Consider the following 23,153-nt stretch of genomic DNA (forward strand, 5'->3'; position numbering starts at 1 on the left):
CGGCACCGGCACGGGGAGCGAATGTGACGAGCAACATGGTGGGCGGTCTCACCCGGGTCACGATCGTCGCGCCACGCACCCGGATGGACCTGGCGCTGCCGGCCGACGTCCCGATGGCCGACCTGCTGCCCACCCTGCTCGGGCACGCCGGGGAGGACCTCGCCGACGAGGGCGCCAAGAACGGCGGATGGTCGCTGAACCGCCTCGGCCAGGCGCCGCTGGACTCCAGCCGCACGCCGCTGGAGCTGGAGATCCGCGACGGCGAGGTGCTCTACTTCACCCCGCGCAACGCGGCCGCCCCCGAGGTGCTCTTCGACGACGTGGTCGACGCGGTGGCCACCGGCACGCAGAACCGCGAGGGCCGCTGGGAGGTCGTGCACACCCGGCGGTTCGCCGCCTGGTTCGCCGCGGCGATGGCCCTGGCCGGAGCGGTGGCGCTGCTATTCGCCGGTCCCCCGCAGCTGCCCGGCGCTCTGGTCGGCCTGCTCGCCGCCGTCGCGCTGCTGGCCACCGCGGCGGTGCTGTCGCGGGCCGCCGGGCACACCGGCTCGGCCACCCTGGTCGCGCTGACCGGCCTCGGCTATGCCACGGTCGGCGGCCTGCTCGTGCTCGCCGGCGACCGTGAGCTCACCGAGCTGGCCGCGCCGCACCTGCTGCTCGCCGCGACCACGCTGATGGTGGCCGCCGCGGCCGCCACCGTGGCGGTCGGCGCCTCCGGGCCGCTGTTCCTGGGCACCCTGGGCGTGGCCGGGGCGCTGGGCCTGGGCACCGGCATCTGCCTCGCCTTCGGCGTCGCGCCGGCAGCAGGCGCGGCGGTCGCCGCCGCGCTGGCGTTCGCGCTGGTGCCCGCGCTGCCGATGCTGGCGTACCGGCTGGCCCGGCTGCCCATCCCGTCGATCCCGACCGGCCCGGAGGATCTCAAGACCGACGACGACGTCGTCGACGGCCAGCGCATCCTGCAGCTCAGCGACCGCGCGGACCGCTTCCTCACCGGGCTGATCGCGACCGTGGCGGCGATCATCGGCGGCGCCTCGCTGGTGCTGGTGCTCGGCGGCCGCACCCAGAACATCGTGCTGTGCGCGGTGCTCGCGCTGCTGCTCATGCTGCGCGCCCGCCCGCTGCTCACCCAGGCCCAGCGGCTGCCGATGCTGGGCGCCGGCAGCCTGGCCCTGGCCCTGGCCGCGTACGGGCTGTTCCAGCACGGCGGGGTCGCGCTGCGGCTGACCGCCGTGGTGGGCGGCCTGGTGGCGGCCGCCGCGGCCAGCCTGATCTACGGCACCGCGGTGGCCGGCCGGCGCATCTCCCCGGTCTGGGGGCGGCTGCTCGACATCGCCGAGATCCTGCTGATCGTCGCCGTGGTGCCGCTGGTCGCCTGGGTGTGCGGCCTCTACGGCTGGATCCTCACGGTCCGTTCCTGAACCGGCCGGGCCGGGGTCAGCCGGTCAGGCCCAGGTGCTGCCGCTCGGCGGCGGTCGGGGTCAGCCACACGTAACTGGCCGAGTCGGCCCGCAGCGCGCCGACCATGTCCGGGTTGAGCACGGTCAGCGGCTCCACCGCGCGTACCGGAAGGCGCAGGTTCGCCACCGCGACCGCGACCTCCTCCGCGGTCAGGCGGGCGAACAGGTGCAGCTCGGCGTCGGCGACCGCCCGGGCGTTGCTGGCGGTCAGCTCGGGCAGGATGGTCAGCCGGGTGTGCCACGGCTGGTCCGGAGTGGTCACCGCCAGCGCGCCCACGCCCAGGTCCAGCACGATCAGCGCGGGCTGGGTGGCGTCGGCCGGCACCGGCGGCACCGCGTTGCCCTCGGTCATCACCCACATCCGGTCGCTGCGGCCGGTGGCCCACTCGCCGAGGCCCTGCCAGTGCGCGGGCGCGTCGGTACGCACCACGATCCGCGCGCCCATCGCCAGCGCCCGGAAGACCAGCAGGCGCCCGAGCGCCCACTTGCCGACCAGAGCGACCCGGCTGCTCTCCGGCCGGAACAGCGGCACCGTCGCGATGCTGCCGTCCTGCACCCGGCCCAGCACCAGCCCCGCGGGCCCGGCCGGCAGCGGCTGCACCGCTACCGAACCCGGGTCGCCGGCCTGGCGCGGCATCACCGTGGTGTCACTCATCTCGACCTCCGGTCGTCGGGCGCGGGCCGGCGCTCACAGCGTCTCGGCCGCGGTCGGGGCGGCCGCGTAGACCCCCACGGCCTGCTGTCCGTCGAGGCGGTGCATCGTCACCCCGATCTGGTCCGCGCGGCCCCGCACCCAGCCGCCGACCTGTTCCAGGCCGTCCGGCGGCGCGGCGATGCGCAGCACCCCGCTGAGCGCCAGCGCCCCCTCCGGCGCCGGCGCCATGCGCACGGCCACCGTGGTCGAGGTCAGCGGCGGCTGGGCTATCTCCTGCAGCAGGGCGCTCAGCGACCGCGGCGGGAGCCCGGTCAGCGCGTACACCAGGTGCCCGGACTCGCCGCTCACCCAGCGTTCCCACTCCTCCTGCGGGGTGGCCGTCCCGGTCAGCCCGGCGGCGGTGGCGATGGCGGCGGTCAGCCCGGCGGCGTCCAGGACGCGGTAGTCCACGCCGCCGCCGCGCAGCGCCTTGCCGACCCGGCCGGCGAACGCCGTCAGCGCGCGGTGCACCCCGTCGATGCCGCCGCCGCGGGCCGCCGCGGCGGCCCGCGCGTCGCGCGGATCGAGCCGGACGACCACCCAGATCTGCCGGGTGGCCGGGACCGATTCGCCGTTGAGCAGTTCCAGGTACGACTGCACGGCCGGCGCCGACCGGTGCAGCAGCGCGCTCGGGCCGGGCACCGTGTGCACCACGATCTGCAGCGCGGACGCCGGGTTGCCGCCGGTGGTGACCGCCGCGAGCCGCTCCAGCACGGGGACCGGCAGGGCGTGCGGCGCCGGGCGTGGCAGGCTCACCGACATCGCGACGAAGAACCCCTCGCCGTCCTGCCCGATGCCGACCTGGTGGCCCCGGTCGGTGATCTGCGCGATCCGCAGGTCCGGGGCCAGGGCGGCGAGCGGCGCCGGGACCGAGCGGGTACGCGACCGCGCCGCCACCGCCGAGCGGCGGACCCGGCGCTTGAACCGGCGGTTGACCAGCAGGTGTTCGAACCACCAGCGCCCGTGCCGCCGGGCGAACGCGGCGCCCAGCGCCAGCGCCGATGCCGTGCCCACCACCGCGACGATCCACACCGGACGACCGAGGCTGAGCGCCACCGCGAGCGCCGCCACCTCCAGCGCCACCAGTTGACCGACGTACAGCCCGCCGATGCGCCCGGACCGGCGGCGCGGCGCGGCGACCGGGCCGGCGGCCGGGGCCGGGTCGCTGCCCCGCGCCGGTTGCGCCTGGGTCATCGTCGTCATCCCCCGCGTTCTCCTTCTCTACCGCGCCCGGCAGTCCGGGGCCCTCATCGTAGGGAGCCGGCCGGGGACGCCACGACCCGCCGCACCGCCGGGACCGCCCGCGCCGCCGGGCGGCGCGACCACCGGCGGCGGCATCGGCCGACCAGGCCGCACCCGCTATGCTGCCCGCGACAGCCCGAAGCATCCGCACACCATAACGTCCCTGGAAGCGACGCCGTCCCGGGGATTTCCGCCCAGTCGAGATCCGCGCCGGTGGGGCCGCGACCGGATGCCGGGGCCTGTCGGCCCAGGCGCACTGGCGCAGATCGGCTCGGAGGTGACCTTGCGGACGCGGCGGGAACAGGTTCAGGCGTACCGGTTCGTGACGCGGCGGATCGTGTCCGCCATGCTGGCCGGCGAGCCGGAGAGCAACGACCTGCCGATGCGCCGGCTCGGGATGGCCCTGTTCGCCAGCGCCATGGTGGGCGCGATCGTGCTGGCCGGCATCGGCGTCTACGGCCTGGTCACCGGCAAGCAGCAGGGGCTGTCCGAGCAGGCTCTGGTCATCGAGAAGGAGACCGGGGCCAAGTACGTCTATCTGGACGGCCGGCTCTACCCGGCGCTGAACTACGCCTCGGCCCGGCTGGTGCTGGACAAGTCGGCGCCGGAGGTCCGCACCATGTCGCAGAAGTCGCTGGAGGGCCTGCCGCGCGGGCTCCCGGTCGGCATCCCCGACGCCCCGGACGCGCTGCCCGCGCCGTCGAAGCTGCTGCGGCTGCCCTGGCAGGTGTGCCAGAGCTCGGACCCGACGGGCGCCGGCGGCTCTAACACCCGCGCCGTCATCGGCCGGGAGCTGGCCGGGGCGTCCCCGCTCGGCGAGCGCGGCCTGCTGGTCAGCTTCGAGAACTCGTACCACCTGCTGTGGCACAACACCCGGCTGCGGGTGGCCAACCCCGCGGTGCTGGTCGCGCTGGGCCTGTCCCAGTCGTCGGCGATCGAGGTGGGCCGGCCGTTGATGAACGCGGTGACCGCCGGTCCCGACCTGCAGCCGCTGGCGGTGCCCGGCAAGGGGGCGGTCGCCTCCCGGCCGATCGGCGGCGCGCCGGCCCGCATCGGTGACGTCTTCCAGTCCGCCGGGCAGTACTACGTGCTGACCCAGACCGGCCTGGCCACGATCGGCGAGGTCACTGCCCGGCTGGCGCTGGCCGGCGGCGGCACCGCCCGCCAGATCACCCCGGACGAGGTCGGTGGCGCGCTGGTGAACGTGACGGTCGAGCCGCCGGGCCTGCCGCCGGTCATGCCGGCGCTGGTCAACACCCCGGCCCCGGTGGCGGTCTGCGTGGTGGACCGGGACGCCGCCGGGAAGATGCCGGTGACCACCACCGTGGAGATCTTCCGGGCGCTGCCGGCGGAGCTGCGGGCCGACAGCACCGAGGCGGTCGCCGCGCAGCAGGGCGCCCGGGACCGGGTGAGCACCGTCGACCAGGTGGTGATGACCGGCGGCCGCGCGGCCGTGGTGCGTGCCGTCGCGGGCCGCGGGGACGCCGCGGGCACCGCGGTCTACCTGGTGGTCAACGGTATGCGGTATCCGTTCGGCCAGCGCAACGGCGATGCCCGCACGGCGCTGGGGTACGGCGCCGTGACGCCGACCGCGGTGCCCGCGGCGATGCTGGCCCTGGTGCCGACCGGTCCGACGCTGGACGTCACGGCCGCCAAGCGGTTCGCCACCGCGGCGCCGGCGCCGTCGGCCGGGTCGTGACCGGACACCAGCGCGGACACCGGGCCGGACCGGCACCTCGGCGGTCGCCCGGCTCGCGGCGATCCATTAGCCTGACCCCTGCACAGGGCAAGACCACAGATCGCCGATGCGGTCGCGCAGATCGAACGGGGATGTCGCGATGACCGACCAACGCACCAGAGTGGACGTCCTCTCCCTGGAGGACTTCCACAGTACGCTCACCGCCCGGCTGGCCGAGGCGGACTTCGTGCTGCGCAAGATCGACAACGAGTTGCAGTGCCGGCCACCGGAGCTGGGCCGCTTCGCCGACGGCAGCGCCGCGACGACGCAGTACAACGAGTTGCTGCAGCAGCACCGGACCCGGGCGCTGCGCCTGCGGGCGGCGATCAGCGCCGCTCAGGAGGCGACCAGCTCGATCATCGCGAACTACACCACCACGGAGGCGCGCAACCGCGCCAACGCCTCGGCCATCGCCGCGGCGCTCGGCGGGGTCGGCGCGGCTCTGCAGGAGGGTACGAGCAGCGATGTCTGACGAGTTCTACGCCAAGTACTCCGGCGTCAGCCACGAGAAGCTGTACGCCGATCTGAAGGCCGGCGACCCGGAGCAGATCGACGGCCTGGCCGCCACGTGGTCGTCGATGACGCACACGCTGGCCGATCTGGCCCGCACCCTGGACGCCGACCTCGGCAAGCTCGCCGCGACGTGGGACAGCGCCGGTGGCGCCGAGTTCACGCGCCGGCTGACGCTGGTCTGCGACCACGCCCGGCTGCTGAGCGAGGAGTACCAGTCGGTCGGCGACGGCCTGACCGGGCAGGCCCGCTACCTGCGCGAGGCGCAGAGCAAGGCCGAGGACCCGGAGGAGACCGACGACAACGACCAGATGTTCAGCAACGCCGCCAAGGGCGGTCTGGTCGCCGGTCTGCCCGGCCTGCTCGTCGGCGGCGCCTACGGGCACCAGAAGGACAAGGAAGAGCAGGAGAAGGCGCACAAGCGCATGATCACGCTGGTCGCCGGCCTCGCCGCGCAGTACCAGACGACCCAGGGCAGCACCTGGGACATCCCGCTGCGTCCGCCGTCGCCGGAGCTGCCCGGCACGATCGACAACGGCGGCGCCGGGACGGGTTCGGCCGCTCGTCCGGCCGGCGCCCGGGGCGCCGGGCTCACCGGCCCCGGCGGGCCGAAGGCGGACCGCGACATCGCCACGCCGACGCATGCCGGCACGGGCCCGGGGACCGGTTCCGGCGGCCCGGCCGACACCCACCTGACCACCGCGCCCACCGTGTCCCCGGTCGACGGTCCGGGCGGCACCGGCCTGGCCGGCGCCGGGCCGGCCAGTGGTTCCGGCGGCGGCGTGGGCCCGTCGCTGACCACCGCGACCGGGACGTCGGGCGCCGGCGCGGGCAACACCGGCTGGTTGGCGGGCGGGGGCGGGCTCGCGCTCACCGCCGGCCTGATCGGCGGGTCCACGCTGGCCGCCAAGCCGATGCTCACCGGCGGCGCCGGGCCGGCCGGCGGCGCGGGCGGCGTCCGGCCGGTGTCGGCCTCCGGCGCCCCGCGCCCGGAGACCGCACGGGCGTCCTCGACCGGCTCGACCGGCTCGACCGGCGCAGGCGCCGGCCGGGGCACGGCCACCGATCTCGGTATCCGCGACGGCGCGCACGGCGGCCGGGGCAACGCGTCGTCCGTGGGCGCCGCGCGTGGCGCGCAGGGCCACCAGGACGAGGCCGACGAGCGCACCACCTGGCTGACCGAGGACGAGATGGTGTGGGGCGGCAACGACGCGCCGCCGCCGGTCCTGGGTGGCTGACCACTCCGGACGCCGAACCGGCTCGCCCGCATCCGCGCGGGCGAGCCGTTTCGTTTCACAGCGACAGCAGTTCGGACACCTGCGGTGAGTAGGTGGCGTAGAGCACCAGCGCGGCGGCACCGACCACGGCGGCGTCCGGCCCGAGCGGCGACAGCTCCACCTTCACGGTACGGATGCGGCGGGCGAGCGTGCGGGTCGACAGGGCGTGCTGGGCGGCGTCGCGGAACCGGTTCTCGATGTGCCGCAGGCCGTGCCCGCCGAGCACGATCAGGTCCACGTCCACGATGTTGGCGACGTTGACCACGGCGGTGGCCAGCAGGTCGGCGGCCGACTCCACGATCTCGACGGCGAGCGGGTCGCCGTCGGCGGCGGCGTGGCGCAGCGCGTCGTAGTCCACGGTGGCCGGATCGGCGCGGAACAGTTCGGCGAGCCGGGAGTCGCGGCCGTCCCCGGCGGCCAGCCGGCGGCGCAGCTGCGCGGTCAGCGCCGCCGGGCTGATCAGGCTCTCCAGGCAGCCGCTGTTGCCGCAGTAGCAGCCGGGCCCGTCGGCCTGCACGGAGGTGTGCCCGAACTCGGCGGCGTTCATCGAGCCGCCGCGGTGGATCTGGTGGCTGAGGATCAGCCCGCCGCCGATGCCGGCGCCGAAGAAGAAGTACGCGAAGTTGGCCACCCCGCGGCCGACGCCGGCCCAGCGTTCGCCGATGGCCGCGGCGGTCGCGTCGTTGTCCAAGGTGACCGGCATACCGGTGGCCTCGGTCAGCATCTCCTTGAGCGGCACCCGCCCCCAGGTCGGCAGCAGCGGGGGGATCACCAGCACGCCGAGCGACTGGTCGATCGGGCCGGGGGTGGCGAGCCCGAGGCCGAGCACCTGGTCACGGCGCAGGCCCGCGGCGGCCAGGACCTCGCTGACGATCTCGGCGACCGCCTCGGTCATGGCCTCCGGGTCGGCGCCGGGCGGGGTCGGCCGCTGCATGGTGACCAGGGGGTGGCCGAGCAGGTCGACGACGACGCAGGTGATCTGCACCGGGTCGAAGTGCACGCCGACGGCGAGGCCGGCGCCGGCGTTGATCCGCAGCCGGGTGCGCGGCTTGCCGCCGCCGTGGGAGATCAGCGCGCCGTCCTCGCGGACGATGCCCTCGTCGATGAGCCGGCGGACGATCCCGGAGACGGTCTGCGGCGTCAGGCCGGTGAGCTCGGCGATCTCCACCCGGCTGATGCCGTCGGCGTGCTGGATCTGGTCGAGCACGACCGCCCGGTTGTACTGGCCGACCTTAGGAAGATTCGTCCCTGTTCGTCGCACGCGTGAACCTCCATCGAGCCGTTACCAACATGATGCCGCCTCGCGTTGACTTAGTAAAACAATTGGATTTACAGTCCCGACACAAGGAAGTTTGCTAACGAAAACGGGGCCTGCCTCGACTCGAGCGACCCCGGCTGCTGCGACAGCCGCACGAAAACCAGCCGCCGGACGGCGACGAAGGTGTTCGTCGGCACCCCTGGAGGCGAACATGGGCGGCACTCCACCGTTGCTGGAGATGCGAGCCATCACCAAGGAGTTCCCCGGCGTCAAGGCGCTCTCGGACGTCAACCTGGTGGTCCGCTCCGGTGAGATCCACGCGATCTGCGGGGAGAACGGGGCCGGCAAGTCGACGCTGATGAAGGTTCTCAGCGGCGTCTACCCGTACGGCACCTACACCGGATCGATCTTCTATCAGGGCACCGAGAGCAAGTTCTCGGACATCCGGGCCAGCGAGAAGGCCGGGATCGTGATCATCCACCAGGAGCTCGCCCTGGTGCCCGGCATGTCGATCACGGAGAACATCTTCCTGGGCAACGAGCCGCGCCGCTTCGGCCGGATCGACTGGCAGGCCGCCAACGCCAAGGCTCTCGAGCTGATGGCCATGGTGGGGCTCAAGGAGGACCCGGACACGCTGATCAAGGACATCGGCGTGGGCAAGCAGCAGCTCGTCGAGATCGCCAAGGCTTTCGCCAAGGACGTCAAGCTGCTGATCCTGGACGAGCCGACCGCGGCGCTCAACGAGAACGACTCGCAGCACCTGCTCGACCTGCTGCGCGGGTTCCGGGAGCGCGGCATCACCTCGATCATGATCTCGCACAAGCTGAACGAGATCGAGGCCATCGCCGACTCGATCACCATCCTGCGCGACGGCAGGACGATCGAGACGCTGGACGTCAAGGGCGACGGCGTCGACGAGGACCGGATCGTGCGCGGCATGGTCGGCCGCGACCTGAGCAGCCGGTTCCCCGAGCACGAGCCGAAGATCGGCGAGGTGTTCTTCGAGGTCCGCGACTGGACCGTCCGGCACCCGATCTCCGCCGACCGGCTGGTCTGCAAGAACTCCAGCTTCAACGTCCGGCGCGGCGAGATCGTCGGCTTCGCCGGTCTGATGGGCGCCGGCCGCACCGAGCTGGCGATGAGCCTGTTCGGCCGGTCCTACGGCGTGCACCTCGGTGGCACGATCGTCAAGGACGGCAAGGAGATCGAGCTCAAGACCGTGGCGGACGCCATCCAGCACGGCCTGGCGTACGTCAGCGAGGACCGCAAGGCCGTCGGCCTGAACCTCCTCGACGACATCAAGACCTCCGTGGTGGCCGCCAAGCTCTCCAAGATCACTCGGCATGGCGTCCTCGACGAGGCGATGCAGTACCGCGAGGCCGAGGCATACCGCAAGAGCCTGCGGATCAAGACGCCGACCGTCGACGAGGGTGTCACCAAGCTGTCCGGTGGCAACCAGCAGAAGGTCGTCCTGGCGAAGTGGATGTTCACCGACCCGGACCTGCTGATCCTCGACGAGCCGACCCGCGGTATCGACGTCGGCGCCAAGTACGAGATCTACGGCATCATCCAGCAGCTCGCCGACGAGGGTAAGGGCGTCATCGTCATCTCCTCGGAGCTGCCGGAGCTCATCGGTCTGTGCGACCGCATCTACACCGTTTTCGAAGGGTCGATCACCGGCGAGATCGCCCGGCGCGACGCCGACCCGGAACTCCTCATGAAGCAGATGACCTCGATGAAGAAGCTGGCTACGTCATGAGCCGTATCAAAGACCTCCAGAAGAACCTGTTCGGCGGGACGACCTCGAACGCGCGTCAGTTCGGGATGATCTTCACCCTGGTGGCGATCATCCTGTACTTCCAGTTCGAGACGGACGGGCTGACGCTCACCTCCGGCAACCTGATCGCGCTGACGCAGCAGTACGCGTACATCTCGATCCTGTCCATCGGCATGCTGATGGTGATCGTGGCCGGCCACATCGACCTGTCGGTCGGCTCGGTCGCCGCGTTCGTCGGCATCATCGTGGCCAAGGCGATCACCGAGCACGACGTGCCGTGGCCGCTGGGCATCCTGCTCGGCCTCGTGATCGGCGCGCTGATCGGCGCCTGGCAGGGCTTCTGGGTGGCGTACGTCGGCATCCCGGCCTTCATCGTCACGCTCGCCGGCATGCTGCTGTTCCGCGGCGGCAACCAGTACATCGGCAACGCCAACACGGTGCCGGTGCCGGAGGGCTTCCGCGACATCGGCGCCGGCTACCTGCCGGAGTTCGGCCCGAACACCGGGTACAACAACGCGACCCTGCTGCTCGGCCTGCTCGCCTGCGTCGCGGTGATCTGGCGCGAGCTGCGCGCCCGCCAGGTCCGGCAGCAGATGGTCGGCGCCGAGCCCGCCCCGCTGTGGATCTCGATCCTGCGCCTGGCCGTGATGCTCGGCGTGATCGTCTTCGCGACCCTGCGCTTCGCCGGCGGCCGGGTCGGCACCAGCTTCCCGATCTCCGGTATCATCCTGGCCGTCCTGGTCATCGGGTACTCCTTCTACACCCGCAACACCTCGGGTGGCCGGCACATCTACGCGGTCGGCGGCAACTCCCGCGCCGCCGAGCTGTCCGGTGTGAAGCTCCGCCGGGTCAACTTCTTCGTCATGATGAACATGTCGGTCCTGTCCGCGCTGGCCGGCATGATCTTCGTGGCCCGGTCCGCGGCCTCCGGCCCGCAGGACGGTCTGAGCTGGGAGCTGGACGCGATCGCCGCGGTCTTCATCGGCGGCGCCGCGGTCTCCGGCGGTCTCGGCACGATCAGCGGCGCGATCGTCGGTGGTCTGGTCATGGCCGTGCTCAACAACGGCCTGCAGCTGATCGGCACCGGCTCGGACATGGTCCAGATCATCAAGGGTCTGTTCCTGCTCGGCGCGGTCGCCCTGGACGTCTACAACAAGAAGCAGGGCCGGTTCTCGATCATCGCGTCGCTGATGAAACCGTTCCGCCGCGACGACTCGGCCGCTCTGATCACGGCCACGCCGACCAGCCGCGAGGCCGACGAGGTCTCCGCAGCCAGCTGAACAAGCAATCTCTCTCTCCCAGATAGAACAGAAGGGTCAACCGCACCATGCGCAACTTCTTCACCCGGAGCCTCGCGGTCAGCACCGCGGCTCTGCTCGCCCTCGGTGTCTCCGCCTGTGGCGGCAACGACCGGGAGGGCGACACCTCCACCGGTGGCGACACCGGCGCCGCCGCCTCCGGCTTCGCCAAGGACGCCCTGATCGGCGTGGCCCTGCCGTCGAAGACCTCGGAGAACTGGGTGCTCGCCGGTGACCTGTTCACCAACGGGCTCAAGGAGGCCGGCTTCAAGTCGGACGTCCAGTACGCCGGCGCGTCCACCACCGTGGCCGACCAGCAGGCGCAGATCACCGCCATGGTGACCAAGGGCGCGAAGGTCATCGTGATCGGCGCGACCGACGCCGCCCAGCTGTCCACCCAGGTGGCGGCGGCCAAGCAGGCCGGCGCGACGGTGATCGCGTACGACCGTCTGATCACCAACACCAAGGACGTCGACTACTACATCGCGTTCGACAACTTCAAGGTCGGCCAGCTGCAGGGTCAGGCCCTGCTGGACGGCATGAAGGCGAAGAAGGCGACCGGCCCGTGGACCATCGAGCTGTTCTCCGGCTCGCCGGACGACAACAACGCCGGTGTCTTCTTCAACGGCGCGATGGACGTGCTCAAGCCGCTGATCGACAAGGGTGAGGTCGTCGTCGGCTCCGGCCAGAAGGAGGTCAAGCAGACCGCCACGCAGGGCTGGAAGGCCGAGAACGCGCAGAGCCGGATGGACTCGCTGCTGAACTCCACCTACACCAGCAAGACCCTGGACGGCGTGCTGTCGCCGAACGACACCCTGGCCCGCGCGATCATCACCTCGGTCAAGGGCGCCGGCAAGCCGATCCCGGTCGTCACCGGCCAGGACTCCGAGGTCGAGTCGGTCAAGTCGATCATGGCGGGCGAGCAGTACTCCACGATCAACAAGGACACCCGCAAGCTGGTCGCCGAGACCATCAACATGGTCAAGACCCTGCAGACCGGCGCCAAGCCGCAGGTGAACGACGAGAAGTCGTACAACAACGGCAGCAAGGTCGTCCCGGCGTACCTGCTCCCGCCGGTCATCGTCACCAAGGCGAACGCCGCCGAGGCGTACGCCAACGACCCGAAGCTGTCCGCGATCGCCAAGTGATCTGAGCACAGCGCACGCGGGTGTTCCCGGCTCTGCCGGGGGCACCCGCTCGTCGTTTGCCCGGAAGGAACGTCGTGTCCGTCAACCAGCACGCGGTGCGCCGGCGCAACCTGGGTGCCCTGCTGCGCTACGTGCACCTGCGTGGCGCCGCCTCGCGTGCCGAACTGACCAGCGAGCTCGGCCTCAACCGCAGCACGATCGGCGCGCTCGCCGCCGAACTGGCCGCCGCCGGCCTGGTCCGCGAGGACGCCCCGCGTGCCAGCGGGCGCGCCGGCCGCCCGTCCCCGGTGGTCCGCACCAACACCACCGGCTGCTACGCGTACGCGTTGACCGTCGAGGCGGACCGCCTGCGCGCCGCCCGCGTCGGCCTCGGCGGCGACGTCCTGGACGCCCGTACCCTCGCGCGCTCTCCCGGCGCGGGCCTCGGCGCCACCCTCCGGGCGCTCGCCGGACTCGCCCGGGCCCTGCGCCCGGTCTCCGGCGCCCTGCTCGGCTGCGCGGTGGCGATCGCCGGCCGGATCCGGGGCGGGGCGCACGGTCCGGAACTCGACGCGTACGTCGGCGAGACGCTCGGTGACGAGCTGGGTCTGGACCGCCCCGCCCAGGTCGGCAACCTCGCCGATCTCGCCGCGCTGGCCGAGCACACCCGCGGCGCCGCGGTCGGCCTCGACGACGTCGTGCACCTGCACGGCGACGGCGGCATCAACGCCGGACTGATCATCGGGGGCCGCGGCTTCACCGGCCACAACGGCATCGGCGCGCAGGCCGGCCACATGGTCGTCAACCCGGACGGGCGGCCGTGCCGCTGCGGCTCACGCGGCTGCTGGGAAGCGGAGATCGACGCGGCCGGCACCGACGGGCCCGACACCCGGCGCGCCGCGGAGTGGCTCGGCCACGGCGTCGCCAACCTGGTCAACATCCTGAACCCGGAAGCCGTCGTCTTCGGCGGCACGCTGACCGGGCTCTACCGCACCGGCCACGCCGAGGTCCGCGCCCGGGTGCGCGCCATGGCGCTACCGGCCTGCCGCACCGACCTGCGTCTGAGCGCCGCCCTGCTGGGCGACGACGCTCCGCTGATCGGCGCGGCCGAGCTGGCCTTCGAACCCGTCCTCGACGACCCGCTCAGCACCGCGGCGTAACCGGCTCGCCGCGGCGCCCGCGCCCGTGGGCGGCGGCGATGGGACCCGAGTCGCGTCGTGTGCCAGGGCCCGCGGCGCCCGCGCCCGCGCCCGCGCGGCGGCGGACCCGGCCCGCGCGGCGACGGGCCGCGCGGCGACGGGCCGGGCGGCGGCGGGCCGGGCGGCGGTCACCACGGTGACGTGGCGCGGCCCCCGGCCAGAGCGTCGAGCACCGCGCCGGCCAGCGGCGTACACAGCAGGTCCTCGACCGGCTGCGGCAGGGCGATCCGCCAGTTCGGGTACTCGTGGACGGTGCCCGGCATGTTCGGCCGCTCGGCGACGCCGGCCACGTCGTCCAGGGTGGCGACGACCACCCGGGACGGGCAGCCGGCCAGGCCCCGGTGCTCGGCGACGACCGCCGCGGCGACCTGCTCGGGGCCGATCCGGCCGGCCGGGTCGATGCCGGCCCGCTCGCACAGCTCCCGGCGGGTCTCGGCGATGGACCCGGCGTCGTAGGTCTTGCCGATCCGGTCCATCGCCGCCTCGTCCGAACCGGTCAGGATCCCGGCGATGGTGGCCTGGTCGTGGCTGTCGGCCGCGCCCATCGTCCCCTCCGGATTCGCCCAGCACGCCCAGCCCATCCCGGTCCGGTAGCCGAGCATGCCGATCGCCGCCATCGTCTCGCGCACCTGCGGGGCGACCGTGCCGATGTCCTCGCCGACGATCCACGCGCCGGCCCGGCAGGCCTCGATCCGCAGCACGGCGAGCAGCTCGTCCACCGGATAGCGCACGTACGCGCCGTCGGCCACCGAGCCGCCCACCGGAACCCAGAACAGCTGCCACAGCTGCATGACGTGGTCCAGCCGCAGCGCGCCGGCGTGCCGCAGGCTGGCCCGCACCAGGGCCACGAACGGGGCGAAGCCGGCCGCGGTCAGGGCGTGCGGGTCGAACGGCGGCAGCGACCAGCGCTGCCCCTCCCGGTTCCACGGGTCGGCCGGGCAGCCCACCTCGAAGTCGAAGGCCAGCAGGTCCTGGTGCTGCCACGCGTCGGCGGAACCGAAGTCGAACCCGACCGCGACGTCCAGGCACACCGTGACGCCGCTGTGACAGGCGACGGCGAGCTGGCGGTCGGCGACCCACTGGCACCACATGTGGAAGCGGACCCGGTCGGCGTGCTCGCGGGCGAACGCGGCGACGGCGCCGCCGCGCGGGTGGGCGTACCCGGCGGGCCACTGCCGCCAGTCCCCGCCGTACGTCTCGGCCAGCACGCACCAGGTCGCGAACGTCGTCAGGTCGGGGTCCAGGCCGGCGGCCCAGGCCCGGAACTCGGCCGGCTCCTCGTCACGCACCGCGGCCCAGATCCGTTCCAGCGCGGCCGACTTGAGCCGGGCGACCGCGTCCCGGTCGATGCGCCGCCGCGCGTTGAGCGCCCGGCCCGCCGCGGCCAGGTCGGACAGGTCGACCCGCTCGGCGCCGGGCGCATCGCCGGGCGCGATGTGCAGGACGTTCAACCACTGCCGGCTGGCCGGGCTGTACGGCGAGTCCATCGCCGGGGTGACCGGCGCCATCGCATGGATCGGACTCACCATGATCATGCCGGCCCGCCGGGCGGCCACCGAGCGCGCGATCAGCGCCAGGTCGCGGAAGTCGCCGATGCCCCACGACTCACGGCTGCGCGCGGCGTAGAGCTGCACCGCGAGCCCGAACGAGCGCGGCGGCTGCGGCAGCGTCTCCGGGGCCACCAGCAGCAGGTGCGAGGCGCCGTCATCGGTGGTCAGCCGGTGGTAGCCGGGCCGGTCCACGAAGCCGTCGGCACGGACCACCGTGCTGTCCTCCATCTCCACCCGGCCGGACAGGCGGGGATGCCACCGCCCGGGCGTGGCGATCAGGACGTCCGGGCCGGGGACGGCGGTGCGGCCGAACCGGTCGGTCAGCTGCTGCCAGGTGCGGTCGGCGACGCCCCGGAAGACGCCGAAGGCGTCGGTGTATCCGGGGACTATGCCGAGGGCGGCGCTGTCGAGGACGGCGCCGGCGGGAGACGAGGCGGTCATGCCGACGACGGTCCACCGTCGCGGATGCCCGGCGATTCCCAACGGAGAGCAGCCACGGTGCAACATCCGGCACGCCGGGTTCCGGCCCGGTGGCCCGGCCGGGCGCCGGAACGCCGGACGGCCCACGCCCGGCCCGGCGGCCCGGGTAGAGCCGGAACGCGGGCGGCCCGCACCCGGCCCGGCGACGGGGGCGAAGAGCCGGGACGCGGAGCGGCCCGTCAGCGGCCGGGGCGGTCGAGCGCGGTCACCTCACGTACCGCCTCGGCGATGTGCCGGAAGTCCTTCCTCAGCAGCGCGCCGTGGTTGCTGGCCACCTTCGCCGCGATCCGGATGTTCGGGTTGCCGGCGGTCACCCGGCCGAGGCTGGCACGGATCCGTTCCTGCTCGTCGCCGCGGCTTCCGAAGGACGTGCCGGAGGCCACCACGTAGCGCACCGCAACGGTGATCCCGTTCAGCACCGGGCCCAGCTCCCGCTCCCGGGAAAGCTTGCCGAGCTCGATGTTGCTGTCCGCCTGCTGCTCGGCGGTCATCCGCGGGGTCAGGCCGGTCGGGCGCAGCAGTGGCAGGAACCAGCCCAGCCGCCGGAACAGCCGGCGGATCCGCCGCTCCATCGCCTCGTCCAGCCAGTCGTGCGGGAACGCGCCGTCGACCAGGACCGCGCCCACGGCACGCCCCGGGTTGCGGGCGGCCCAGTGCGCCGCGACGACCGCCCCGTACGACCAGCCGACCAGCAGCGCGCGCCGCACACCGCGGGCGGCGAGAACCGCGTCGACGTCGCGGACCGCCGCCTCGAAGGAGTAGTCCGCCGATCGCCGGGACCGGCCGCGGGCGCGCTCGTCGTAGGTGATGTGCCGCCACCCGGGCCCCAGCTCGGCGATCACCCGCCGCCAGTACCCCTGGGTGGCGAACTGGCCGTTGAGGTAGAGCACCGGGACGCCGGGACCGCCGGTGTCGGTGACGGCCAGGGCCGTGTCGTCGACCGCCAGCATGCCGGTCCATGCCGAACCGGTCGCGGGGGTGCCGTTCTTCGTCATGTGATCTCCTGTTCGCGCTGGACGTCCGGGCGGCTCCGACGGGCCGGGAACGGGGTGCCCCGACGGGCCGGAAGCGGGGTGCCCCCAGCGGGCCGGAAGCGGGACGGCCACGACGGGCCGGAAGCGGGACGGCCACGACGGGCCGGAAGCGGGACGGCCACGACGGGCCGGAAGCGGGGCGACCGGATACGGGCCGGGGCGGTGGCCACCGGTGGACCCGGCAGCACCGCCCCGGCGGCTGCTTCAGTGGCTGCGGGCGGTGATGTCGCCGTGCCCGGTGGTGGCGCGGATGTCGAGGCCGACGGCGCCGTCGTTGCGCAGGGCGTTGCTGACCCGGCCGTGGCCGGTGCCGGCGTCCAGGGCGGCCGAGACCCCGGCAGCAGCGGCGATCGAGATGTCGCCCGACTCGGTGCGCAGCACGACCGTGCCGCGCACGGCCTCGGCGATCCGGATGTCGCCACGCGCGGTGCTGATCTCCGCGGGACCGGTCAGCCGGCCGATCTCGACGTCGCCGTCGACCGCGGTGAGGCGGACGCTCGCCGCCTCGTCGATCTTGGCCTGCCGGTACGCGCCCTCGACCGCCACGTCGCCGAGGCGCCCCACTCCGCGCAGCTCGGCGGCGCCGGCCCGGGCCTCGACCCGGGAGCCGGCCGGCAGCTGGACGGTGACCTCCAGCGATCCGGAGGCGCCGAGGAGCCGATGGTCGGCGGCGGGGGTGGTGATCCGCAGCACCCCGTCGGCGTAGGCGACCGCGGTCCGCTCAGCGGTCCGGGTGTCGCGGCTGCGGGAGGGGTCGACCGGCCGGATCTCCACGGTGGTGTCGTCGCGGTCCGCGGCGATGAACCGGACGTGCCCGGCCGGGATGTCGAGGACGGCGGAGATCGGGGCGGGGGTGTCGAACGTGCGCATCGTGCTCTCCCAAGTTTCGCTCGCTGTTTCCGATGCCAGAAACGCTACGTTGCTTTCCACTTTCCTTCAACAACTTTGTTGCACAGCGAGCCCGTTCCTGCAGCTCAAGGTAGCGTTATCGTTGCAACGTGCGTTCGGGTAATGCAACGAACATCTCCCCTGTCGTTGCAATGACTCGGTGGTGAACGCTATGGTGGCCAGGTCACGGACGCACGTGGCTCACCACCGAGGAGGTCACGATGCCGGGAGGCAGGCTCACCCAGCAGGAACGCCATCAGATCGCGCTGGGGCTCGCGGACGACCTGCCCTATGCCGAGATCGGCCGGCGTCTCGACCGTCCGACCTCGACGATCACACGTGAGGTGATGCGCAACGGCGGCCCCACCGCCTACCGCGCCGACCTGGCGCACCGCGCCAGCGAACGCCGCGCCCACCGGCGCGCGCCCGCCTCCTCGCGGCGCGCCGGGGCGGAACCCCAGCCGCCGGGCCGCGACGCCGCCGCCGTCGCCGACTACGCGGAGGCGTTCACCACCGTGCTGATGGCCTCCGGCCTGAACCGGATGGCGGCCCGGGTGCTGACCTGCCTGTTCACCACCGACGACGGCAGCCTCACCGCGGCGCAGCTCAGCCGGCGCCTCGAGGTCAGCCCGGCATCCATCTCCAAGGCGATCGCCTTCCTGGAGAGCCAGACCCTCGTCCGCCGGGAACGCGACGAACGCCGCCGTGACCGTTACGTCGTCGACGACGAGCTGTTCTACCAGGCGACGCTCGCCAGCGCCCGGGCCAACGACCGGCTCGTCGAGACCGCACGCCGCGGCGTCGCCGTGCTCGGCCCGCACACCCCGGCGGCCGCCCGGCTGGAGAACATCGCCCGTTTCCTCGACTTCATCAGCGAGAGCATCGTCCGCGCCGCCGAACAGGCCCGCGCGGTCCTGCACACCGGCCCGGGCGCCGCCTCGACCGGCATCGGGGCGACGGAGGATCACTGACTCGCGCCATCACGAGCGGCCCCCGGCGCGGCGCGCCTTCGCGCGGCCGTCAGCGCCGCCGGACAACGCCCGCGTTGCGCCGGCCCTGACGCGGCGCGCCTTCGCGGTGGCCGGTCGGCGTACACCGGCGGGTCGCCCCGCCCGTGGTATGTGCCGCGGACCGTGCTCCTGGCGTGCGGCACGGTCCGCGGCAGCGTCCACGGGATCAGATGCCGGACGGGGTGCCCGGGCTGTCGTCGGTCGAGCCTTGCCCGAGATTGCTGCGCCGTCCCGCCACCGCCGGGTCCGGCGACAGGTTCGGCTGGCCGCCCTGCTCCCCCGCCCGGGGTGCGTGCTCGGCCTCCGGGTCGTACGCAAGCTCCTCCTTGCCCTGCGCCCGGCTCGCGTCCCAGGCGGTCGGATCGGCGCCCGCGCGGCGCTCCCCCAGATCCGCGGTGCCCTCCGCGGTGGGCTCGCTGCCCTCGTCGAGCGGATCGCCGGCGTCGACGCCCCAGGGCTGCTCGCTCACGTCAGCCCTCGTTCCGGTCGTCGCCCGGCGCTTCCGTGCCGGCGGGTGGCTGGCTCGGCGGCCGGCGGCTGGCCTCCACATCGGTTGGCGTGACCGGGACGCCGGACGCGTCCTCGGCTGCCCCGCGCTCGGGCGGCTGCTCGTTCGTGCTGGTCGGTTGCTCGGTCATGGAAACCTCCGGGGTCGGCGCTCCGGCTGCCGTGCGGCAGCGGTCATGCCGGCCGCGTTCCCCGCGGGAAGCCGTTCAACCCCGGCGCCGGGCACCGGAAAGGCCCGCGGGAACGGCCCATCGGAAGGCCTGTTTGCGGGCCGACCCGATGGGCATGCGAAGGGTCCACCGGAAAGGACAGTGCCATGACCACGAACCGCATCGCCACCGGCGCCATGCCGTCGGTGCACAGTCCCGTGCGCACCGCCGCGCTGGGCGTCTCGATCACCTTCCTGCTGGTCGGCGTGATGGGCTTCATCCCTGGACTGACCACCGATTACGGCGACATGACGTTCGCCGGGCACCACTCCGGGGCCGAGCTGCTCGGCCTCTTCCAGGTGTCGATCCTGCACAACATCGTCCACCTGCTCTTCGGCGTGGCCGGCGTGCTCCTGGCCCGCACCACGCCGGGCGCCCGCGCCTTCCTGGTCGGCGGCGGCGCGACGTACCTGGTTCTGTGGCTCTACGGCCTGGTCGTCGGCGACGACACGGCGGCCAACTTCGTCCCGGTCAACGCCGCGGACGACTGGCTGCACCTCGCGCTGGGCCTCGGCATGATCGCGCTGGGACTGCTGCTGACCCGCCGCACCGATCGGTGACCCGGAGGAGCCCCGGGCGGCCTCAGCGCCGCCCGAGCTCCGCCGCGCCGCGCGGCACCGGGCCCACCCCGGGCACCCGGCCGGGGCGGGCCGCGGCGTGGCGCTGCCCCGGGCCCAGGCCGTCCCGGGCGGCCAGCGCGTCGGCGACCGCGCCGGTGACGAAGCCGTAGACCGCCTTGTGCAGCACGTCGACGGCGAGCTCGCGGCGCGGCCAGGTCTGCGGCGGGGCGCCCACCCCGGTGGCGTTCTCCAGGATCTGGTCGTTGGTCAGCCGCAGCACGGTGAACATGCCGGACGCCCACGGGCCGCGCAGCCCGGAGCGCGCCATCACCGCGCGCACCACCCCGACGAGCACGGCCTGCCCGTAGTGCATCGTCATGTTCAGCCACCACGGCGGCCGTCCCGGTTCCTCCGGGCGGCCGGTCAGCCGGGCCAGCACCCGCGCCGGCACGTACGAGTCCGGCCGCCCGGTGAGGCGCTGTTCGATCTTCTCCGCCGCGGTCATCGCCGCGCCGCCCGCCAGCCCGGCGACCGCTCCCTGCCACACCGCCCGTTTCCACATGACCGCCGACTACCCGGCGGCGCCGCTGTTACTCCCGCCGCACCGGCGCCGGGGCGGCGTATCCGCGGCCCAGCCGGGTAGTGGCCGATCAGCGGGTCCACGGGCGGGCCGGGTAGTGGCCGATCAGCCGGTCCACGGGCGGGCCGGGTAGTGGCCGATCAGCCGGTCCACGGCCGGATAGCGGCCGATCAGCGGCCGGACCCGGTAGCGGCCGCATCCGCGGCCCGGCCGGGTAGCGGCCGGTCACGACGGGAGGAGCACGAGAACATGCCGAGACCGATATCCGAGCAGGTAGTCGTCATCACCGGGGCCTCCAGCGGGATCGGCCGCGCCGCCGCGCTGGCCTTCGCGGCCCGGGGCGCGCGGGTGGTCTGCGCCGCCCGCGGGGCGCCCGCCCTGGACACGCTGGTCGCCCGGATCCACGCCGATGGCGGCTCAGCCGTCGCCGTACCCACCGACGTCGCGGACCCGAGGGCGGTGCGCGCTCTCGCCGAGGCCGCCGAGCGCCGGTACGGGCGGATCGACACCTGGGTGAACAACGCCGCCGTCGGCGTGTGGGGCCGGGTGGAGGACATCACCGACGCCGAGTTCGACCGGGTGATGCGGGTGAACTTCCTGGGCCAGGTGCACGGGGCCCACGCCGCGCTGCCGGCGCTGCGCCGCGCCGGCGGCGGCGTGCTGATCGGGGTGGTCTCCGCCGAGGGGGCATGCGCGGTGCCGTTGCAGGGCCCGTACGTGGCGAGCAAGTTCGCGGCCCGCGCCTTCTACGACAGCCTGCGCGCCGAGCTGGCCCTGGAGGGCGCGCCGGTCGCGGTGACGGCGATCCTGCCCGCGTCGATCGACACGCCGTTCTTCGAGCACGCCCGCAGCAAACTGGGCGCCATGGCGAAACCGCCGCCGCCGGTGTACGCGCCGGAGATCGTCGCCGACACGCTGGTGTACGCGGCCGCGCACCCCCGGCGGGAGATCCCGGTCGGCGGCGCGGCGGCCGGCCTCATGCTCGGGCAACGCCTGGCCCCGGCGCTGACTGACGCGCTGCTGTCGATCCGGCGGGTGGGCGCGGGCACACAGCGCGCCGGCCGCCCGGACAGCGGCGTGGACAATCTCGACGGACCCGTCGCCGAGCCGGGCCGGGTGAACGGCGGCCATCCCGGCCGGGTGCTGCGGCACAGCCCGTTCACCACGCTCATCGGCCGGCGACGCCGGCCCGGCGAGATCGTGATGGCGGCGCTGAGCCGTGCCCGGCGCCAGCGGGCGCCGGTGCCGGCCGCGGGGTCTGCCCGCCTCGGGACAGTCCTGGCCGGGACCGTGCTCGCCGCCGGTCTCGCCGTCCGGCGCGCCCGGCGGCACTGACCGGGCCGGGCGGCTCAGGCCCGGCGGCCCCGGGCCTGCTGCATCCGGCTGGTGAACTCGGTGTGGCCGTTGGGACACGGCGGGATCGCCGTGCCGGCCGCCGCGAAGACCCGCTCCGGGCACCGGGCACACCGGAAGTACCGGGACTTCTCCGCCGTCTCCCCGGCGCGGGCCGCCATCAGCTGTCCTCGGCCGCGAGCATCGGCTGGAGACCCGACATCACGGCGATCTTGCGGACGAACGGGGTCAGCCCGGTCGCGACGACCACGACGCCACGGGCCCGGGCCGCCTCGTACACCGCCAGCAGCACCCGTAGGCCGGCGGCGTCCAGCAGCGGGACCCCGCCCATCCGCAGGAGCACGCGCCGGCCCGCGGGCTGCCGGCGGATCAGGTCCAGCAGCGCCGTACGCAGGTCCCCGGCGTTGTCCCGGTCGATCTCGCCGGCCAGCCGGATCTCCAGGTCCCGGGTCGCCAGCAGGCGGCTGCCGATCTCGAACGTCGTTCGCATCCGGTCGGCTCCGGCCGGCCAGCGCGGCACCCGGTCGGTCAGCAGGCCCTCGCGCATCCAGGCCAGCGCCCGCGACAGGATCCGCGACACGTGCATCTGCGAGATGCCCAGTTCCTCGGCGATGCCGGCCTGGGTGCGGGCGCCGTAGAAGACCGACACCACGACGTGCCGCTCCCGGTCCGGGAGGGCGGCCATCAGGTCGGCGACGGTGAGGCGGTCGACGACTCCCTCCAGCGCGTCGTCGAGCTGCCCGAACAGGTCGCCGAGCTGCGCCCCGTCCTCGCTGACCGGCAGGTTCAGCGAGACCGGCCGGTATCCCGCGGCGCTCACCCGGGCGCGGTCGAGGTCATCGGCGTCGATCCCGGCCCGGCGTGCCGTCTCCGAGGTGGTGGGCTGCCGGCCCAGCTCGCCGGTCAGCTCGCTCTCGTGCTGGGCGACGTCGAGCACCATCTCCTGCATCCGGCGCGGCACGTGCACCCCCCAGGTGCAGTCCCGCAGGTACCGCTTGAGCTCGCCGAGCACGGTGGTGATCGCGTACGCGGTGAACGATCCACGCTCCGGGTCGTAGCGGTCCACCGCCTTCACCAGGCCCAGCCGGGCCACCTGCTCCAGGTCCGCCAGCGGCTCCGACCGGCCACGGTAGCGCCGGGCCAGCCGGACGGCCAGCGGCATCGCCGCGCAGACCATCTCGTCGCGCAACCGGCACGCCCGGGTGCTGTCGCCGACCGACCGCTCGGCGGCGTAGCGCCGGGCCATCTCGTCGAAGTCCTCCCGTACCGTGCCGGTGCCGCGCGAGCCTGTCGGGTCTGTCGCGGTCTGCTGCTCGAAGCGCATGTCCGTCCTCGCCTTCGTGCTCGGGAATCCCGTGCAGGCGGCGTGTGCCCCAGCGGGACCGGCTGAAACAACGGCATTGAT

The 23,153-nt window shown here is 73.8% G+C and carries 22 protein-coding genes; 11 read left to right on the plus strand and 11 right to left on the minus strand.

Going from position 1 to position 23,153, the window contains the following annotated elements:
- The first annotated feature begins 23 nt into the window (after positions 1 to 23).
- Positions 24 to 1,418: a type VII secretion integral membrane protein EccD gene (gene eccD / locus ACTEI_RS24460; RefSeq protein ID WP_239082517.1), complete on the plus strand. Its 1,395-nt coding sequence runs from the start codon at positions 24 to 26 to the stop codon at positions 1,416 to 1,418.
- A gap of 16 nt (positions 1,419 to 1,434) precedes the next feature.
- On the opposite strand, the gene ACTEI_RS24465 is transcribed toward eccD, so the two are convergent.
- On the minus strand, positions 1,435 to 2,112 hold the full coding sequence (locus ACTEI_RS24465) for a hypothetical protein (RefSeq protein WP_122979799.1): 678 nt from the start codon (positions 2,110 to 2,112) through the stop codon (positions 1,435 to 1,437).
- Positions 2,113 to 2,145: 33 nt separating this feature from the next.
- Entirely contained in the window at positions 2,146 to 3,354 is a 1,209-nt protein-coding gene (gene eccE / locus ACTEI_RS24470) for a type VII secretion protein EccE (protein WP_122979800.1), read from the minus strand.
- Between the two features lie 322 nt (positions 3,355 to 3,676).
- Here eccE and eccB point away from each other — a divergent pair, with 322 nt between their 5' ends.
- The 3 genes from eccB to ACTEI_RS24485 all read left to right on the plus strand — a co-directional run bounded on the left by eccB (position 3,677) and on the right by ACTEI_RS24485 (position 6,879).
- A complete protein-coding gene (gene eccB, locus ACTEI_RS24475; protein WP_211344339.1) occupies positions 3,677 to 5,092 on the plus strand; it encodes a type VII secretion protein EccB in 1,416 nt (471 codons plus the stop codon).
- Between the two features lie 139 nt (positions 5,093 to 5,231).
- Positions 5,232 to 5,603, plus strand: a complete 372-nt coding sequence (locus ACTEI_RS24480; protein ID WP_122979802.1) for a hypothetical protein — start codon at positions 5,232 to 5,234, stop codon at positions 5,601 to 5,603.
- On the plus strand, positions 5,596 to 6,879 hold the full coding sequence (locus ACTEI_RS24485; RefSeq protein WP_122979803.1) for a WXG100 family type VII secretion target: 1,284 nt from the start codon (positions 5,596 to 5,598) through the stop codon (positions 6,877 to 6,879). Before ACTEI_RS24480 ends, ACTEI_RS24485 begins: the two co-directional genes overlap by 8 nt.
- 55 nt (positions 6,880 to 6,934) lie before the next feature.
- Here ACTEI_RS24485 and ACTEI_RS24490 read toward each other — a convergent pair whose 3' ends face one another.
- Positions 6,935 to 8,179, minus strand: coding sequence for an ROK family transcriptional regulator (locus ACTEI_RS24490; protein WP_122979804.1), 1,245 nt, complete (start codon positions 8,177 to 8,179; stop codon positions 6,935 to 6,937).
- Between the two features lie 208 nt (positions 8,180 to 8,387).
- On the opposite strand from ACTEI_RS24490, the gene mmsA reads away from it, so the two are divergent.
- The 4 genes from mmsA to ACTEI_RS24510 all read left to right on the plus strand — a co-directional run bounded on the left by mmsA (position 8,388) and on the right by ACTEI_RS24510 (position 13,538).
- Positions 8,388 to 9,935: a multiple monosaccharide ABC transporter ATP-binding protein gene (mmsA, locus tag ACTEI_RS24495; protein WP_122979805.1), complete on the plus strand. Its 1,548-nt coding sequence runs from the start codon at positions 8,388 to 8,390 to the stop codon at positions 9,933 to 9,935.
- On the plus strand, positions 9,932 to 11,233 hold the full coding sequence (mmsB, locus tag ACTEI_RS24500; protein ID WP_122979806.1) for a multiple monosaccharide ABC transporter permease: 1,302 nt from the start codon (positions 9,932 to 9,934) through the stop codon (positions 11,231 to 11,233). Before mmsA ends, mmsB begins: the two co-directional genes overlap by 4 nt.
- 47 nt (positions 11,234 to 11,280) lie before the next feature.
- Positions 11,281 to 12,399, plus strand: coding sequence for a substrate-binding domain-containing protein (locus tag ACTEI_RS24505; protein ID WP_122979807.1), 1,119 nt, complete (start codon positions 11,281 to 11,283; stop codon positions 12,397 to 12,399).
- Positions 12,400 to 12,473: 74 nt separating this feature from the next.
- The gene (locus ACTEI_RS24510; RefSeq protein WP_122979808.1) at positions 12,474 to 13,538 is read left to right on the plus strand and encodes an ROK family protein; all 1,065 of its coding nucleotides are present in this window, start codon (positions 12,474 to 12,476) and stop codon (positions 13,536 to 13,538) included.
- Between the two features lie 167 nt (positions 13,539 to 13,705).
- Here ACTEI_RS24510 and malQ read toward each other — a convergent pair whose 3' ends face one another.
- The 3 genes from malQ to ACTEI_RS24525 all read right to left on the minus strand — a co-directional run bounded on the left by malQ (position 13,706) and on the right by ACTEI_RS24525 (position 17,511).
- Entirely contained in the window at positions 13,706 to 15,568 is a 1,863-nt protein-coding gene (gene malQ, locus ACTEI_RS24515) for a 4-alpha-glucanotransferase (RefSeq protein WP_122979809.1), read from the minus strand.
- 218 nt (positions 15,569 to 15,786) lie between these two features.
- A complete protein-coding gene (locus ACTEI_RS24520; RefSeq protein WP_122979810.1) occupies positions 15,787 to 16,602 on the minus strand; it encodes an alpha/beta fold hydrolase in 816 nt (271 codons plus the stop codon).
- A 243-nt stretch (positions 16,603 to 16,845) separates the two neighbouring features.
- On the minus strand, positions 16,846 to 17,511 hold the full coding sequence (locus ACTEI_RS24525; protein WP_122979811.1) for a DUF4097 family beta strand repeat-containing protein: 666 nt from the start codon (positions 17,509 to 17,511) through the stop codon (positions 16,846 to 16,848).
- A 239-nt stretch (positions 17,512 to 17,750) separates the two neighbouring features.
- Here ACTEI_RS24525 and ACTEI_RS24530 point away from each other — a divergent pair, with 239 nt between their 5' ends.
- A complete protein-coding gene (locus ACTEI_RS24530; protein ID WP_122979812.1) occupies positions 17,751 to 18,500 on the plus strand; it encodes a MarR family transcriptional regulator in 750 nt (249 codons plus the stop codon).
- A gap of 205 nt (positions 18,501 to 18,705) precedes the next feature.
- Here ACTEI_RS24530 and ACTEI_RS24535 read toward each other — a convergent pair whose 3' ends face one another.
- A complete protein-coding gene (locus tag ACTEI_RS24535; RefSeq protein ID WP_122979813.1) occupies positions 18,706 to 19,008 on the minus strand; it encodes a hypothetical protein in 303 nt (100 codons plus the stop codon).
- A gap of 1 nt (position 19,009) precedes the next feature.
- Positions 19,010 to 19,177 carry a hypothetical protein gene (locus ACTEI_RS37330; protein WP_164466078.1) on the minus strand — a complete coding sequence of 56 codons (168 nt, stop codon included), beginning with the start codon at positions 19,175 to 19,177 and terminating at the stop codon, positions 19,010 to 19,012.
- Positions 19,178 to 19,392: 215 nt separating this feature from the next.
- On the opposite strand from ACTEI_RS37330, the gene ACTEI_RS24540 reads away from it, so the two are divergent.
- Positions 19,393 to 19,815: a DUF4383 domain-containing protein gene (locus tag ACTEI_RS24540; protein ID WP_307837892.1), complete on the plus strand. Its 423-nt coding sequence runs from the start codon at positions 19,393 to 19,395 to the stop codon at positions 19,813 to 19,815.
- 22 nt (positions 19,816 to 19,837) lie between these two features.
- On the opposite strand, the gene ACTEI_RS24545 is transcribed toward ACTEI_RS24540, so the two are convergent.
- Positions 19,838 to 20,377 carry a hypothetical protein gene (locus ACTEI_RS24545; protein ID WP_122979815.1) on the minus strand — a complete coding sequence of 180 codons (540 nt, stop codon included), beginning with the start codon at positions 20,375 to 20,377 and terminating at the stop codon, positions 19,838 to 19,840.
- A 267-nt stretch (positions 20,378 to 20,644) separates the two neighbouring features.
- Between ACTEI_RS24545 and ACTEI_RS24550 the strand changes: the two genes are divergently transcribed.
- Positions 20,645 to 21,730, plus strand: coding sequence for an SDR family oxidoreductase (locus tag ACTEI_RS24550; RefSeq protein ID WP_122982379.1), 1,086 nt, complete (start codon positions 20,645 to 20,647; stop codon positions 21,728 to 21,730).
- 14 nt (positions 21,731 to 21,744) lie between these two features.
- Here ACTEI_RS24550 and ACTEI_RS24555 read toward each other — a convergent pair whose 3' ends face one another.
- Entirely contained in the window at positions 21,745 to 21,909 is a 165-nt protein-coding gene (locus tag ACTEI_RS24555) for an alpha helical protein (RefSeq protein WP_122979816.1), read from the minus strand.
- Positions 21,909 to 23,072 carry a sigma-70 family RNA polymerase sigma factor gene (locus ACTEI_RS24560; protein WP_122979817.1) on the minus strand — a complete coding sequence of 388 codons (1,164 nt, stop codon included), beginning with the start codon at positions 23,070 to 23,072 and terminating at the stop codon, positions 21,909 to 21,911. Before ACTEI_RS24560 ends, ACTEI_RS24555 begins: the two co-directional genes overlap by 1 nt.
- Positions 23,073 to 23,153 lie beyond the last annotated feature (81 nt).

The organism is Actinoplanes teichomyceticus ATCC 31121 (assembly GCF_003711105.1).
Taxonomy (GTDB): Bacteria; Actinomycetota; Actinomycetes; order Mycobacteriales; family Micromonosporaceae; genus Actinoplanes; species Actinoplanes teichomyceticus.

Coding starts and splice junctions, on each gene's coding strand:
- ACTEI_RS24465 (WP_122979799.1), bottom strand. CDS start 2,112: ATGAGTGACACCACGGTGATGCCGCGCCAGGCCGGCGACCCGGGTTCG.
- ACTEI_RS24505 (WP_122979807.1), top strand. CDS start 11,281: ATGCGCAACTTCTTCACCCGGAGCCTCGCGGTCAGCACCGCGGCTCTG.
- ACTEI_RS24480 (WP_122979802.1), top strand. CDS start 5,232: ATGACCGACCAACGCACCAGAGTGGACGTCCTCTCCCTGGAGGACTTC.
- malQ (WP_122979809.1), bottom strand. CDS start 15,568: ATGACCGCCTCGTCTCCCGCCGGCGCCGTCCTCGACAGCGCCGCCCTC.
- ACTEI_RS24525 (WP_122979811.1), bottom strand. CDS start 17,511: ATGCGCACGTTCGACACCCCCGCCCCGATCTCCGCCGTCCTCGACATC.
- ACTEI_RS24545 (WP_122979815.1), bottom strand. CDS start 20,377: ATGTGGAAACGGGCGGTGTGGCAGGGAGCGGTCGCCGGGCTGGCGGGC.
- ACTEI_RS24540 (WP_307837892.1), top strand. CDS start 19,393: ATGCCGTCGGTGCACAGTCCCGTGCGCACCGCCGCGCTGGGCGTCTCG.
- ACTEI_RS24560 (WP_122979817.1), bottom strand. CDS start 23,072: ATGCGCTTCGAGCAGCAGACCGCGACAGACCCGACAGGCTCGCGCGGC.
- mmsB (WP_122979806.1), top strand. CDS start 9,932: ATGAGCCGTATCAAAGACCTCCAGAAGAACCTGTTCGGCGGGACGACC.
- ACTEI_RS24550 (WP_122982379.1), top strand. CDS start 20,645: ATGCCGAGACCGATATCCGAGCAGGTAGTCGTCATCACCGGGGCCTCC.
- mmsA (WP_122979805.1), top strand. CDS start 8,388: ATGGGCGGCACTCCACCGTTGCTGGAGATGCGAGCCATCACCAAGGAG.
- ACTEI_RS24530 (WP_122979812.1), top strand. CDS start 17,751: ATGCCGGGAGGCAGGCTCACCCAGCAGGAACGCCATCAGATCGCGCTG.
- ACTEI_RS37330 (WP_164466078.1), bottom strand. CDS start 19,177: ATGACCGAGCAACCGACCAGCACGAACGAGCAGCCGCCCGAGCGCGGG.
- ACTEI_RS24520 (WP_122979810.1), bottom strand. CDS start 16,602: ATGACGAAGAACGGCACCCCCGCGACCGGTTCGGCATGGACCGGCATG.
- ACTEI_RS24555 (WP_122979816.1), bottom strand. CDS start 21,909: ATGGCGGCCCGCGCCGGGGAGACGGCGGAGAAGTCCCGGTACTTCCGG.
- ACTEI_RS24485 (WP_122979803.1), top strand. CDS start 5,596: ATGTCTGACGAGTTCTACGCCAAGTACTCCGGCGTCAGCCACGAGAAG.
- eccE (WP_122979800.1), bottom strand. CDS start 3,354: ATGACGACGATGACCCAGGCGCAACCGGCGCGGGGCAGCGACCCGGCC.